Origin of the sequence: Enhygromyxa salina, from assembly GCF_000737335.2 — a bacterium.
Taxonomy (GTDB): domain Bacteria; phylum Myxococcota_A; class Polyangia; order Nannocystales; family Nannocystaceae; genus Plesiocystis; species Plesiocystis salina_C.
Genome location: NZ_JMCC02000039.1, coordinates 43,567 through 56,830, shown reverse-complemented (window position 1 = coordinate 56,830; position 13,264 = coordinate 43,567). Strand labels below are relative to the sequence as shown.

Annotated in this window: 13 protein-coding genes; 8 read left to right on the top strand and 5 right to left on the bottom strand. The window is 66.9% G+C overall.

Annotation, left to right across the window (positions count from 1 at the left end):
• Positions 1-76 precede the first annotated feature (76 nt).
• Together DB30_RS16190 and DB30_RS16185 are read left to right on the top strand one after the other, a co-directional pair.
• Positions 77-571, top strand: coding sequence for a cupin domain-containing protein (locus DB30_RS16190; protein ID WP_052549889.1), 495 nt, complete (start codon positions 77-79; stop codon positions 569-571).
• A 104-nt stretch (positions 572-675) separates the two neighbouring features.
• Complete coding sequence (locus DB30_RS16185) at positions 676-1,908, top strand: hypothetical protein (RefSeq protein WP_052549840.1); 1,233 nt, start codon at positions 676-678, stop codon at positions 1,906-1,908.
• Positions 1,909-1,910: 2 nt separating this feature from the next.
• Here the strand turns inward: DB30_RS16185 and DB30_RS16180 are convergent, their stop codons facing one another.
• Positions 1,911-2,540 carry a hypothetical protein gene (locus DB30_RS16180; RefSeq protein WP_146659177.1) on the bottom strand — a complete coding sequence of 210 codons (630 nt, stop codon included), beginning with the start codon at positions 2,538-2,540 and terminating at the stop codon, positions 1,911-1,913.
• 435 nt (positions 2,541-2,975) lie between these two features.
• Here DB30_RS16180 and DB30_RS16175 point away from each other — a divergent pair, with 435 nt between their 5' ends.
• Positions 2,976-4,748 carry a hypothetical protein gene (locus tag DB30_RS16175; protein ID WP_052549835.1) on the top strand — a complete coding sequence of 591 codons (1,773 nt, stop codon included), beginning with the start codon at positions 2,976-2,978 and terminating at the stop codon, positions 4,746-4,748.
• Between the two features lie 65 nt (positions 4,749-4,813).
• Positions 4,814-5,296, top strand: a complete 483-nt coding sequence (locus DB30_RS16170) for a hypothetical protein (RefSeq protein ID WP_146659175.1) — start codon at positions 4,814-4,816, stop codon at positions 5,294-5,296.
• A gap of 57 nt (positions 5,297-5,353) precedes the next feature.
• Here the strand turns inward: DB30_RS16170 and DB30_RS16165 are convergent, their stop codons facing one another.
• Positions 5,354-6,277, bottom strand: a complete 924-nt coding sequence (locus DB30_RS16165; RefSeq protein ID WP_052549831.1) for a class I SAM-dependent methyltransferase — start codon at positions 6,275-6,277, stop codon at positions 5,354-5,356.
• 7 nt (positions 6,278-6,284) lie between these two features.
• Positions 6,285-8,114, bottom strand: a complete 1,830-nt coding sequence (locus DB30_RS16160) for a YiiX/YebB-like N1pC/P60 family cysteine hydrolase (protein WP_052549829.1) — start codon at positions 8,112-8,114, stop codon at positions 6,285-6,287.
• 136 nt (positions 8,115-8,250) lie between these two features.
• On the opposite strand from DB30_RS16160, the gene DB30_RS16155 reads away from it, so the two are divergent.
• The 3 genes from DB30_RS16155 (at position 8,251) to DB30_RS16145 (ending at position 10,155) form a co-directional block, all read left to right on the top strand.
• Positions 8,251-8,712 (top strand): hypothetical protein, encoded by a 462-nt coding sequence (locus DB30_RS16155; RefSeq protein WP_052549828.1) that lies wholly within the window; start codon positions 8,251-8,253, stop codon positions 8,710-8,712.
• Between the two features lie 184 nt (positions 8,713-8,896).
• Positions 8,897-9,400: a 6-pyruvoyl trahydropterin synthase family protein gene (locus DB30_RS16150; protein ID WP_052549825.1), complete on the top strand. Its 504-nt coding sequence runs from the start codon at positions 8,897-8,899 to the stop codon at positions 9,398-9,400.
• The gene (locus DB30_RS16145; RefSeq protein ID WP_052549823.1) at positions 9,397-10,155 is read left to right on the top strand and encodes an SDR family NAD(P)-dependent oxidoreductase; all 759 of its coding nucleotides are present in this window, start codon (positions 9,397-9,399) and stop codon (positions 10,153-10,155) included. The genes DB30_RS16150 and DB30_RS16145 overlap by 4 nt, the downstream gene beginning before the upstream one ends.
• A gap of 22 nt (positions 10,156-10,177) precedes the next feature.
• On the opposite strand, the gene DB30_RS16140 is transcribed toward DB30_RS16145, so the two are convergent.
• Positions 10,178-10,819 (bottom strand): low molecular weight phosphatase family protein, encoded by a 642-nt coding sequence (locus DB30_RS16140; protein WP_205632996.1) that lies wholly within the window; start codon positions 10,817-10,819, stop codon positions 10,178-10,180.
• A gap of 176 nt (positions 10,820-10,995) precedes the next feature.
• Between DB30_RS16140 and DB30_RS16135 the strand changes: the two genes are divergently transcribed.
• A complete protein-coding gene (locus tag DB30_RS16135; protein ID WP_052549821.1) occupies positions 10,996-12,033 on the top strand; it encodes an ADP-ribosylglycohydrolase family protein in 1,038 nt (345 codons plus the stop codon).
• A gap of 82 nt (positions 12,034-12,115) precedes the next feature.
• Here the strand turns inward: DB30_RS16135 and DB30_RS16130 are convergent, their stop codons facing one another.
• Positions 12,116-12,919, bottom strand: coding sequence for a PEGA domain-containing protein (locus DB30_RS16130; RefSeq protein ID WP_052549819.1), 804 nt, complete (start codon positions 12,917-12,919; stop codon positions 12,116-12,118).
• Positions 12,920-13,264: the final 345 nt, after the last annotated feature.

Below are 13,264 nucleotides of genomic sequence, written 5' to 3'. Positions count from 1 at the left end.
GAGCATGGTTTTGGAAAATGCTAAGTTTTCGCCCGCCGTGAGCACCACCGACACCACCCCCACCAACCCCCACGACGTGGCCCGCTGCATCCTTCGCCGCGCCCAGATCGACGCGATGCCGGGCGTCGCCAAGGTCCACTTCCTCAACGACAACGCCCGCCGCACCAACAAGTCGCTGGGTGACGCGACCGGGCTGACCGGCCTGGGCGTTCACCACGTCGAGATCCCCGTGGGCGCCGAGTCAACGGAGTACCACCTGCATCACCACGAAGATGAGTGCGTCTACGTGCTCAGCGGTCGCGCGCTGCTGACCCTCGACGAGCAGACCTTCGAGCTCGAGTCGGGTGACTTCGTTGGGATGCCTGCGGGCGGGCCGGCCCACGTGCTGCACAACCCCGGCCCGGAGCCGCTGCGCTGCTTGGTCATTGGTCAACGTCTGACCCACGATGTCGGCGACTACCCGCGACTTGGCAAGCGGCTGTATCGCAACGCTGGGCAGTGGAACCTCGTCGACCTCGTCCATGTTGTTGATCCGAAGGCGACGCCCGGCTCCACAGTGGGCAACAAGTGAGCGCGCGAGAGCGATACGCCACCGTCGCGGCCGTTGCGCTTGGCGATCTTCCGCTCCCGTCGTTTCGCCCTGTTCGCTCGAACCTCGGCAGGTAGGATGGGCCGATGCAGCGCAAATCTGTGTGCCTTGTCCACGCCGCGGTGTTCCTTCACATGCTCACCGGTTGTGGCGACGACGGCCGCTCGACGACGACGACGGCGGACAACGGGTCGACGGGCTCCGAGACGGCGACCGATGGCGCGACCATGGGCGACGGGGACGGGGACGGCGACGGCGACGGGGACGGAGACGGAGACGGGGACGGGGACGGGGACGGGGACGGGGACGGGGACGGCGACGGCGACGGCGACGGAGACGGAGACGGGGACGGGGACGGCGACGAGCTGTGTGGCAACAGCGTGATCGACCCGGGCGAGGCCTGCGACGACGGAAACGGCGAGCCCTCCGATGGCTGCGCCTCGAATTGCGTGATCGAGTGCGGCTTCCTATGCCTCGAGGCGGGCGAAGCTTGCATCTCCGGGTTCAACGCGGTCCAGTGCGCGTCCCCGGGTGCGCCCTTCGGCCAGCCCAGCCCGGTCGCCAACGTCTGCCGGCTCGCGACTTTGTCGGTTGACGGAACCCACATCGCGCTCAGCCCCGAGACGACAATGAACGGCGAGCCGCGTCACCTCGACGCCATGTACACCGATCCAAACAACGCCCTGCTCGGGTTCGCGGGCAACACCGAGGATCTGGGCGCGGGCAGCCAGCTCGTGTCGGTGAACGCCACCACGGGCGAGCTCTCGCCAGTGGGACCCAGCCTCGGCGTCTGGGTCATGGGCGCGGCCATGAACGACGGCGGAGATCTGTGGGTCACCGTGTTCGACACCTACGAGCTGAACGCGACCACCCAGGTCAGCATTGCGCAGATCAACCCCATGTCGGGTGAGATCATCGATGGACCCACGGTGCTCACCGAGAACGGCGAGCCGGTCATGGTGTGGTCGATCCACGTCAGCGACGTGGCGTTCCGCTTCGATGGGGCCATGTTCATCTCGGCCAACGAGCCCGGTCCGCCGCCGCCGGAGCCGCTCAGCCGCTACCTCGAGGTGAACCCCGCCACGGCAACCGTCATCTCCTCGGTCGAGGGCCCCGACAACATCTACGCGGCTGGCATCGTGTTCGTGGGTGAGGCGAGTCAGATCGTGGCAATGGACATTCGCGGCGAGGACGACATCTTCATGCTCGATCTCGCGGCGCCGCCGCTGCTCGACGAGACCCTGCTGTACGCCGACCCGATCCCGACCAACAGCGGCACCGCCGACCTCGCTGGCTGCGCCAAGCTCGAGCCCCAGTAGCGCTACTTCGCTGCTTGCAGCTCCTGACCGCAGTAGTAGCACCGCCCCGGTCGCGGCGGCCCCGGCCGCCCACAGCCAGCGCAGCTCCACTTGCGCCCCCCGCTGTCCGTGACCTGCTCGAGCTCGTTGCCGAACGACACCCCGATCAGCGCGCGCAGCCGCTCGACATAGTTGCGCGAGAGCTGCTCTTGAGCGCCCTCGAAGTCGGCCGAGAAGCTGAAGTAGCGAGAGCTGCCCTCACCCCGGAAGCTAAATAATGGAACATGCTCTTCATGCACATGTGCGTGGGTAGCCGGGACGTCCTCGCGCGCACAGATCACGAGCCCCACATCAAATCGCTCGATCTCGTCGCCGACCAAGGTCCCTTGCATGGTGCGATGTGCAGATGTCACCGTGCTGTCATAGTCATAGGTGATTCGCTTGATCATACGAAATGGAATGACCCGCCGACGCCGAAATAGCCACAGCACGCGCTGGCTGATGATCACATAGCGCGAGCGACGATCCACGATGACCTCACGGACGGCCGCGCCCAGCGTCAGCAACTGAAGCAGGAGCGAGGTCCGAGCGCGCAGCACTCCGTCCCGCTCTGACACGAGCGGCGCCACGGTCAGGATCCGAAGCCCGGGCATGGCGGGATCATAGCCAATCGCGGGGCCGGCTGTCAGCGTGGCCGCGTGTGGCGTCGCAGGCACCGCTGCGGCGACAAATTCCCATACCTGGCGTCGGGTCGGGACGCCCGCCTGCCCGCCAGCGCGCGAGCAAGCTCGCCAACCGCGAGGGGAGGGCGAACTCGTGGTCATCGCCAAATGCCCAATCGCTAGTCGAGTGTGCCGAGTGACATTGCAATAAACATTTGCGAGTCCAGAGGTTGGCGTGGCAAAAAAGTCATGAGGTTTCGCGGAGATGGCGGTTCGTGCCACGTGCAATTGACCGAGTCAAAGCGTAGTCTCAATCGTCTAATATTGATTCACGCGTTGGCTTGGTGCGTTGGTGAACAGCACCTGTCAGCGGCGGGCGAGGTTTGGTCGAGACCAGACCGCACAAACGGTAATCGGAGGTCGCGCATGAGTGGCAAGACAATTGGCGAGGCATGGCGAGAGATCGCGGGTGAGCGTGCTTGGCAGCTGCGCCCAGCGTGGCCGCCTGATGTGTTCGCGTTTACCTCTGTTGTGCTGGCGGACAGCGGCGCGTACCGGCTGGTGATCTCTCCGCACAGCGAAGCCAGCGAGCACCAGTGGCCGCCCGACTTGGGCCCCCAGCAGCTCGATGGCGCCTATGACGACGTCCCGCGGCGCCGACGTCGGGGCGCCAGCACCCACGATCACGCGGAGCTCCGTCGCGCCCGCTGGCAAGCCCACCTCGAGTACACCTCGCGAGCTTGGCGAGGCTTCGCCGAGACCCAAGAGAGGCGCCGAACCCCGAGCGGCGGGCGGCCCTCCCCGGGTATTGAGGCCGACCGCGAGAATGGCCCACCCAGCGGACCGGGGAGCACAATCGAGGCGCTGTGTCGGTTGCTCGAAGCCAACTTTGACGCGCCGGTCGCGGGCCTGGCCGAACCTGAAGCGTGGCCGCTGTGTCAAGCCATGCTCGAACTCCACGCCCACGCGGACGTGGCCAGCGCCGGGTTTGGTGTGCCGGGCTCGTGCGCCGAGCCCGGCATTGGTATGCGGGCGCGGCAGGCGTTGCTGTATCGTGGGACGGTCAGCGACTTTGGCACGGACCGCATTCGGGTATTACCCAAGCTCCGCACGCCACAGACGGGCCTGACGATTCGCTCGCTCTCGCACAACCTCGCAATTGATCGGTCGGAGGTGAAGGTCAATTGGCAGACCAGCACGATGTTGCTACCGGGCGAGCGCGCGCATGAACTCAACCTGCTGATCATCCCGTGGCCGTACACCGTCGAGGCCGAAGACTTTCGTGCCTCGAGCATCGCCGACACGGTCGTGGATCCGCGCGCGTTCGGGTTCTTCGAGTATGAGCCCACGCAGCGCTTCGACCCAGCCCGCAACCTGCTGGCGGTCGTCTCCGCGGCGGAGCGACAGGTCGGCCGGATGAGCGCGGTGGTCCTGCCCGAGAGCTCGATCAACGAAGAGGAGGTCGACGCGGCCGAGGCCGCGCTTGGTGATCGGGTTGGCTTCTTCCTGGCTGGCGTGCGTGCGCACCGGCGCAACTATGCATATTTGGGCGTGCGTCACCCGTCACACCTCGCGCGCTATGATCAAGACAAACACCATCGCTGGCGCCTCGACGCGGCCCAGATCGCCCAATATGGTCTAGGCCAGAGCCTGGACGCGGGCCGACTGTGGTGGGAGCCGATGCGGGTCCGCCCCCGCGAGATCAACTTTGTCTGCGCGAACCCTTGGCTGTGCATGGCTCCGCTGATCTGCGAGGACCTCGCCCGGCCGGATCCGGTCGCCGACGTGATTCGTGCGGTCGGGCCGAACCTGGTGATCGCGCTGCTGATGGACGGACCCCAGCTGAGCGCGCGCTGGCCGGGGCGATATGCCAGCGTGCTGGCCGATGATCCAGGCAGCTCGATCTTGACGGTGACCTCGCTGGGTATGGCGCTGCGCTCGGTACCGCCCGGGATGACGCCCCGTCGCACGGTCGCGCTGTGGAAGGATCCAGCCGAAGGGGCGCGCGAGATCGACCTAGAGCCTGGCGCCGACGCGGTGGTGGTCACGATCGCGGCAGAGTTTGTAGAGGAGTTCACGGCCGATGGGCGCTCGGATCACGGGGCCGCCGTGCGCTTGGTGCTGACCGGTGTGCAGCAAGTTGTGGTCCCTGAGTCGGAGCAAGCATCGGAGCAGGCAAACCTCGCGATGGGCAGTTGAGCTAATATATTGATTGGGTCTGAACCAGTCACAGCTTTACACGTGTCAAAGCGTACAATCATCGCGTGGACATTGGTCTGGTGCGCCCGGGTGAAGCCTGCCATAGTGCGGCCATGGTACTCGACGAGACGGGATTGAGCGCGCTGGCGAATTTCGCCGACGCTGCGGTGAGCGCTCCAGGTGAGTTCGAGACGCTCGCCGCCGCGGCGATCGATGATGCGCGCCGGTTCGACTCTGCGGGTAACTCCAACGCGCTCGCGGTGGCGCTGGATGTGATGGGGTCCGCGCTGGGTTCGGTCGAGCCGCAGGCGGAGGCGCGGACGGTGCAGACCATGATGCAGGCCGCTCGGATCCTGCGTGAGCACCAAGATCAGCTGGCGCGCGAGGCGGGTCGCGCGTTGCTGTGGGCGGTGGAGAATCAGCTGTTGATCGCCGCCCGCCGCGACGCGCTGCCGCTGCCGTCGGGCCTGCATCCGCTAGATACTGATGACCGTGAGCGGAGCAGGCCAATCTCAATTCGCGGGTTCGAGGGCGGATTCAAGTCGTGACGTCAGCCACGCCGCGCGATTTGGGCATGGCCGGCTGGCGACAATGATGGTGTCACTTCACAACGCCGCGCCCGTGATGAGCAGGTAATGTTTTCCGGTCACGTAGACCCGCCGCCGATGTTGTTGCAGATAGCGCTTGTATCCGGCCACGCTCTTGATCATCAATGAGAGCTCGGGCTGGCTGAAGTTCTTGGTGCGGGCGCCGTGGAGCAGCTCGCCATCGACATAGCGGCAATTGGGCACGCCAATGATGACCGCGCCGCTGGGCTCGAGCAGATCTTTGACGATGTGGCGCAGGACCGCGCGGTCGTCGACCCCGGGGCTGTGCAGGGTGCTCAGCGCGAGCACGAGATCAAACCGGCCCAACCCAGGCTCGAGCTGGGCGAGGTTGTTGACGTTGGCCTCGACGAGGCGGTGCGCGGGGTCGGGCAGCCGCTCGCGGGCGCGGGCGATCGCCGAGCGACTGTGATCGACACCGACCATGCGTGTCGGCTTGGGTCGCAGCAGTCGCGCGATCAGGGTGAGCACGTCTGCGTCGTTGCAGCCAATGTCGAGGATCCGGGGCGTTGGGCCCAGCTTGGCCCGGGCCAGGGCATCGGCGAGGTCGAGCACGAACCCAGGATCCTCGAGCTTCGAGACCCGGCTGAACCCAGAGCCCACGCCGTACTTCTCGGTTTTCTGGTCACGGGGATGGTCGGCGTTGTGCCAGCTCGCGGCGGGATCCAGCCGTTCGAAGCGCAGCTCGAGGTGGCCATCCGCGGTCGGCCGGGGCGTCATCAAGCGCAGGTTCAGCCGGTCGGCCAGGTCGATCCACACACGCAGCGGCCTGTGGACGTAGCGCTGGCCCTGGAACTCGACCTGCTCACCCGGAAACCGGCCGCGGCCGTGATCGGGATCGAGCACCCGCAAGCTGACGCGCGCGGCCCCAGCGGCGAGCTGTGCTTGCAGGTCCTCGATGATGTCGAGCAGAGAGTCCGGCATGATCAGGCTACTGCTTGCGGTAGTCCCACTTGGTGCGCGTGGGCGTGTGCAAGAACGCCGCCTCATCAGACACGATCGCGGACTGCTGGTGCTCGATCGCGTCGATGAAGTACACGAAGTCCAATTGTGCGTCGGGCTGGCCGTGCTCGGCCACGAATTGCTTGGCGAGCTCGTTGGCGGGCAGGGTTGGCCGCCCGGCGAGCTCGACGAGGTGCAGATCGAGACCGTCTTTGCCCGCCGCCGGCCGATACGCGCGCCAGACCAGCTCGGTGCAGACCAGCGCGTTGTCGGTCGCAAAGTCAAAGTCGAAGTCGTAGGGGCGATCGAGCATCGAGAACGCGTCGACGATCGCCTGCGCCTTGGCCTTCTTGCTCAAGCGCGGGCGCAGGGCGACGAGGTAGTCGCCGCTGGCGTGGGCCATGGTGTTGAACACGACGCCTTCACTGATCGCTTCGATCACGCGATAGGGCTGGCCGTGGTCCTCGAACCCAAACCGGAGCCAGCGCGAAGGCCAGCGCTGACTCAAGTAGGTGGGCAGGTCGATGTCCTCGCCGCTTAGCTCGCGGACCCACGCGCGCACGGCCGGGTCGTTGAAGTACGTGGCGAACTGCGCGGGATCACCGGTGTACAAGATTGCGTGGGGCCAAAACCCCGGCAGCCCGACGTTGCTGACGTACCAGTTCTTGCGCGACAGCAAGATGTCGCCGGGCTCGAGGTGCTCGACCAATTCGGCCTGCATTTGCTCGTTGATCAAGTACCAATTGACCCGGCGCACGCGGGTGTCACCCATCCACTCGGCGACACCCTTTTGCGCGGGGTACCAGACCCGGCGAAACCCACGCTTGAGCAGCTCGGCGTCGCTGCCGATCGTCTTGACCCCAGCCGAGAGCACGCCAAACCCCTCGATCAGGATCAGGTGCCGCTCAACGCGATCCCACAGCCACGCGTAGCCGATCGCCCGGGCCTCGGCGCGGCCCTTCATGGCTTGCTCGAGCCAGCGCAGGTACTGCTTGCCCGCGATCACGCGGGTGGCGTCGCGGGCTCCCTGCAGCTCTTGGCGAAAGCTGGAGAACGAGTTGTCGCCCAGGCTGCGATCGGCGTGGGGGGCGTCGAGGTATTTGACGACGTTGCGGTTGTTGCCCAGCAGCGTGACGGCGCGGGTGGCCTTTTCGTAGAGCGCCAGCTCGGAGGCGAAGGTCAGCAAGAAGCTGCGCAGGTGTTGGCTGCGTTCGGCGCGGGAGGGATCGAAGCGGTACCAGTCCTCGTAGAAGATGCGGATCTGGTCGAGCGCAAACGAGTAGGCGTAGATCGCCTCCCAGGCGTCGAGCACCAGGCGCTCGTCGTCGGGGCCCAGCAGGGCGTCGGACGCGAACAGCTCGGGCCGGGCTTCGAGCAACACCAGATAGTGCTCGAGGCCCGCGTCGAGCTCGCTGTAGCTCTTGCTGTCGAGGATGAAGGTTTCGTCGAAGTCGTCGTGCGAGAGGTCGGTCAGCGGGCTGGGTTGTTGAACCCAGATCAAGACCAGGCGGCCGAACCCGGCTGCGAACGCCAGGCCGGTCGCCATCAACACCCGGCGCCGGACCACGCGGCCCTCGGGCGTGCGGCGAAACGCCTTGCCTTGCAGCGCGCGACCGCCAGAGATCGCCAGCAAGCACAGCGCGCCCAAGATCAGCAGCAACGCGAGCATTGAAGGCAGCCACGGCGTGCCGCGGTCGGCCATGTAAAAGCCGAACGCGGCGCCGACACACGCCGGCAGGCCCCAGACGCCAAGCCGGTGGAACACGAGGCCGATCTTCGCGTGGCGGGGATCGACGCCGTCTGCTTCGAGGTTTGGCACTGGCGGTCATCATCGCCAAAGCGATCCCACCGGGCAAGCGCGCGGCGTGGGGACGTGAATTGCTTGCGGTCTGAACCCTCGCGAGCAGCGACGACTGCGCTCGTTGCCGTGCTTGGCCTCCATTACGTTTCCACGCATGACGACGTCGAACCAAGACACCCAAGCCACGAGCGGTAAGCGGGCGCACGAGCTCGATCTCGCTTCGATGTATCTGTCGTCGGCGGTCGCGGGAGCACACAGCATTGGCGTGCAGCTGACCGCCGAGCGCGAGGGCCATCGCGAGGGCGCGCTGTCTCTGGATCCGAACCACTGCGGGCTCAACCCCTGGGGTGACCGGACGTGGTGCTCGCAGCTGGCCGTGCGGGCGCTGCAGGTGACCGCGACGCGGATGCGGACCCTGGATCCGAGCGGGCATGGGCGCGTGCACTACCGCCTGACCAGCGAGGAGTTCGTGTACGAGTCATTCAACCTGATCGAGCATCCACGCGCTTCGCTCTGGTACTTGGTCTACACCCGCGAGCCGGGTGGGGCGTGGGTCGTGCCGCTGTTCGAAGGCAAGCTGCTCGAGGTCGACACGACCCCGCTCGCGCTGCCGTGACCGCCCGGCGAGCACGCTCACTGCTGAAAGCAGTAGATCGGCATCGGAATGTCGCAGGTGGCGACCCGGCACTAGGTCGAACGCCAACGGCTCGATCGTAGCGAGCAGCGGCTCGGGGGCGTTTGGCGAGGCAGGCGGGGGCGAAGAGCCAGCGCCGGTGGCGTTGGGGTACCCTCTGCTACCCATGCCGCGAGAGACGACCATCGAGCTGTGCAAAGAGGACATGAAGTTCTCCGCCGGCCACTTCACGATCTACGACGCATCGCATCGGGAGCGTCTGCACGGCCACAATTTCCGGGTGTCGGTGGCGTTCACGAGCGTGGTCGCCGAAGACGGGCTGGCGTTCGACTATGGCGTCTACAAGTCCAAGATCCGCGAGCTGTGCCAGGCTTGGAACGAGTACATGCTGATCCCAACCCAGAGTCCTCACCTGCGCATCGAGTCCGATGAGCGTCACGTATTTTGTCTGTTCGCGGACGAGCGCATCCCGTTCCTGGCCAAAGACGTGTTGCTGCTGCCGGTCTCGAACGTGACCCTAGAAGAGCTGTCGCGGCTGATGCTCGAGCGGGTGAAGGGGATCATGGCGCCGTCCGATCTCGCGCAGGTGCGGCAGGTGGTGGTGAAGGTGTTCTCGGGGCCGGGACAGAGCGCGTCGGCGACGTGGCGCGAAGGGCAGGTGCAAGCGTGAGTGAGGCTCCGGTCGCAATCGTCACGGGCGCGAGCTCGGGCATCGGTCGGCAGGCGGCGGTGCAGCTGGCGGCGCGCGGGTATCGGGTCGCGCTGGTCGGGCGCAGGCAGCACGAGCTCGAGGCGACGGCGCAGCTGGCAGCAGGGGTGGCCAAGGGCGCGGAGCATCGGATCTACGTGGCCGATCTTGGCCACAGCGAGCGCACGGCCGCGCTGACCACCGCGATCATGGCGGACATGGGAAGGGTCGACGTGCTGGTGAACAACGCCGGCATGGCTCAGCTTGGCCCGCTCGCGGACGGAATCGACGAGCAGGCCCTGCGCGCCCACGTTCAGCTGAACACCCTGAGTCCGGCGATCATGATCGCCACCGCGTGGCCGCAGCTGGTCCAGCGGCCGGGGGCGTGCATCGTCAACATCACGACGATGTCCACCGTGGATCCGTTCCCGGGCTTGTTCTCCTACGCGCTGTCCAAGGCGCCGCTCAACGTGATGACGAAGTCCTGTGCAACCGAGGGCGCGCCGAACGTGCGCGCGTTTGGGGTCGCCCCGGGATGCGTCGAGACCCCGATGCTGCGCGGCTTGTTCGATGCCCAAACGGTGGGCACCGAGCTGACCGTGTCGGCCACGGATGTCGCAACGCTGGTGGTCGAGTGCGTGGCCGGGCAGTGGGACGCGCACAACGGCGGGGTCGTTGCGATCGAGAAGCAAGACGGCCAGGTGGTGCGCTGGTGGGTCGGGGCTCCAGCCGAGTGACGCCGCAGCCCAGCGCCGCGGCCTACTGGCGGACAGCCCGCTCGAACACGTAGAGCATCTCGGTTGCGATGAGCCGGACGCTGGCGTCGTAGCTGCTTGCTTCGCGTGGGCTGCCGTCGTCGGCCTTGGGGTCGCGGTAGGGCAGCGAAATCCTGGCGCGCGAGCCGAGCACGAGCGGACACGCGGCGTCGGCTGAGTCGCAGGTCATGATCGCGGCGAAGCCCGTCTGTGGGTTGGCGGCGTGGGTCCAGATCTTGGAGAAGGCCGAGATCTTGGGGCCGCCAGGGCTGAAGCTGACGGTGTAGCGCGGGTTGTCGCCGCCGGGATCATCGATCTCGAACCCGGCCCTGCGCATGGCCGCGACCGCGCGCGGGTTGAAGGCGGTCGCCTCCGTCCCGCCGGAGTAGGTTGCGACCTCGAGCCCGTACCAGGCGGCCGCGGCCGCGGCCCACAGCTGCGAGATGTGACTACGCCGCGAGTTGTGGGTGCAGATGAAGATCAGGCGAACGGGCTCGCCCGCGGCTTGCTCGGTGGCGATGAACTGCGCGAGCGTATCGAGCGACTGGCGGCGCGCGGCCGTGATCGCGGCGAGCTCGGGGACCCGCGCCTCGACGTAGGCCCGCAGCTGGGGGTGCAACAGTAGGTCGCTCCGGTCGGTCGTCATGTTGCGTGGCATGCGTGGCGACGGGGATCGTACATCCGATCGGGCCGCGTTTGACGGGGTGCCGCACGCGGTCGAGCTCGCTCGTCAATTTGACGCTTGACGCTTGCGAGCGACGGCGCGATCGGGGCCACAGGGCGCGGCGGTCGCTGGCATGCGGGTTGCTAAAGGACACGCAGATGACCCTCCCCGAGTCCGATGATCACGCGGACGCTGTGCTCGGTGTGCTGCTTGGCACCGCGATCGGTGATTCGATCGGCCTGCCCTTCGAGGGCTTGTCGCCCCAGCGAGTCGAGCGTCGGTTGGCTCGGCGCCCGCTCGGGCACTCGCTGGTGTTGGGTCGCGGCATGATCAGCGACGACACCGAGCACACGAGCATGGTCGCGCGCGCGCTGCTGCGATCCAACGGTGACCCGCGTCAGTTCGCGCGGGCCTTCGCGCGGAGCCTGCGTTGGTGGGTGCTGGCGCTGCCGCCTGGGGTGGGCTTGGCGACGCTGCGAGGGGGTCTGCGCTCGTGGGTGGGGTTCTCGCCCGAGCGCAGCGGCGTGCACTCGGCTGGCAACGGTCCCGCGATGCGGGCGGCGCTGCTGGGGTTGCGGGCGCGAGACGACGCGCACCTCGTCGAGCTGGTCCGGGCGTCGACCCGGGTGACACACACGGATCCCCGAGCCGAGGCTGGTGCGCTGCTCGTCAGTCGTTGGGCACGCGAGGGGGGAGCCCCGACTGAGCGACTCGTCGAGCTCGCGGCACAGATCGAGGATCCCGAGCTCCGGGCGCAAGTGTTGAGGGCGATCGAGGCGGCCAACCGCGGCGACACGCCAGCCGCCCTTGCCGCAGAGCTGGGCTGGACCCGCGGGGTCTCGGGCTTTGTGGTGCACACCCTGCCCGCTGTCGCGTATTGCTGGCTACGCCACCGCGGCGACCCACGCTCGGCGATCGAGGCGGCGATACGACTGGGCGGCGACACCGACACGGTCGCGGCGATCGTTGGCGCGCTGGCGGGGGCCGAGGTCGGTGCGCGCGGGCTGCCAGCGGAGTGGATCGAGGGGATCCGCGACTGGCCGATCGGGGTGGCGCATCTGCGGGCGTTGGCGGCCGCGCTCACCAACCGGGAGCTGGCGGCGCCGCGGATCTCATGGGCGGGGCTGCTTGGGCGCAACCTACTGGTGCTGGGGATCGTGGTCACCCACGTCTTGGCCCGATTGCTTGGGCGCTGACGGGCGGCGCATCGGGTTCCACCCCGCAGGTGCGATGCAGTTGCGGCGCGCTGTCCAAGTCCCGCGCCCGACGGCCGTGCGATCAAAACCGTAGTTGGATGCCACCCGCGCCCACACCCACGCTCACGCGAGCGCTGCTGGGCTTGGTTTGGCGCTGGCCTTGGTGCCGGTGGACGAGGAGGCCGACCCCGGTGGCGATTGCAGCAACCCCGACGCCAAGGGTGATGACGCCCGCGGCGGCGGTTGCGTAGACGTTGGGACAATCACCGCTGGGATCGCGCAGGTTGGTCGCACAAGTTGGCGCGTGGTCCCGGCCATTGAGGGAGATCAGCGTGATCCCGGTGGTCGTTCCGACACCGCCCAGCGCGACGGCGGCCCACCCAGCGATCTTTAGACCGCGGTTGGCCGGCTGGCGCGTGAGCGAGAACTCGATCTGCTGCTCGACGCCTTCGACGGCGGCCCAGCGATGCAGCTGCGTCGCGTAGCCAACGGCTGCGATCTCGAGCTGGTGCTTGCCGGGCTCGACCTCAACCGAGATCGGGCCGGGACCGATGTCCTCGCCGTCGAGCGACAGGCTTGCGTGCGAGGGAGTGCCCGCGACCATGAGCCGGGGCGGCCAAGTCTGCGCCGCGAGGGCCTGCGCAAGTTTGGCGTCGAGCTCGGTGAGCTTCGCAGGTATTGCATCGAGCAGCTCTTGCTGGCCGCAAATACTGCATTCCACGGTGGCCTGCGCCAGCACGCGTCCATCTTCGACCGCGTGGGCGATGAACTCTACTTGATAGTCACGATTATCGCGTATGAGGCGAGACATGATGATCACCCCCACGCCAGCTTTCAGGGCCGCCCGCTGCACGCAGTCGAACTGCGTACAGGCCTTCCCTTGCATGGGTACAGGGGCTCCGCTGGCTCTCTCGAGCGAGCTGATGATTGTTTGTTCGAGTTCGCTCTGGAAGTAGTCTGGGAATTGGCCGCTATACTCGACTGGGCCTACGCCGGTTCGGATGTCCCCTTGGGGGACCGGGGGGACGGGGGGGGCCGCGTTGGCCTGAAGTGGATACAGCCACCCACTCGCAACCAATGTCCAGGCCGTGACCTTCGCTAATAGGCGCTCGCGCATGATGTGCATTCTACACTCAGTTTTTCCCAGTTACACTTTTCAACGAACTGTTTTCAGCTAGGGTCAGACACCTCCCCACCTGAGTTCGCCGTGCAGAGCCAAGCGACACTAACC

What these genes read in the sequence shown, in the direction of transcription:
- DB30_RS16165 (WP_052549831.1), bottom strand. Translation starts at nt 6,277, where the DNA reads ATGCCGGACTCTCTGCTCGACATCATCGAGGACCTGCAAGCACAGCTC.
- DB30_RS16130 (WP_052549819.1), bottom strand. Translation starts at nt 12,919, where the DNA reads ATGCAAGGGAAGGCCTGTACGCAGTTCGACTGCGTGCAGCGGGCGGCC.
- DB30_RS16140 (WP_205632996.1), bottom strand. Translation starts at nt 10,819, where the DNA reads ATGACGACCGACCGGAGCGACCTACTGTTGCACCCCCAGCTGCGGGCC.
- DB30_RS16185 (WP_052549840.1), top strand. Translation starts at nt 676, where the DNA reads ATGCAGCGCAAATCTGTGTGCCTTGTCCACGCCGCGGTGTTCCTTCAC.
- DB30_RS16135 (WP_052549821.1), top strand. Translation starts at nt 10,996, where the DNA reads ATGACCCTCCCCGAGTCCGATGATCACGCGGACGCTGTGCTCGGTGTG.
- DB30_RS16180 (WP_146659177.1), bottom strand. Translation starts at nt 2,540, where the DNA reads ATGCCCGGGCTTCGGATCCTGACCGTGGCGCCGCTCGTGTCAGAGCGG.
- DB30_RS16155 (WP_052549828.1), top strand. Translation starts at nt 8,251, where the DNA reads ATGACGACGTCGAACCAAGACACCCAAGCCACGAGCGGTAAGCGGGCG.
- DB30_RS16150 (WP_052549825.1), top strand. Translation starts at nt 8,897, where the DNA reads ATGCCGCGAGAGACGACCATCGAGCTGTGCAAAGAGGACATGAAGTTC.
- DB30_RS16175 (WP_052549835.1), top strand. Translation starts at nt 2,976, where the DNA reads ATGAGTGGCAAGACAATTGGCGAGGCATGGCGAGAGATCGCGGGTGAG.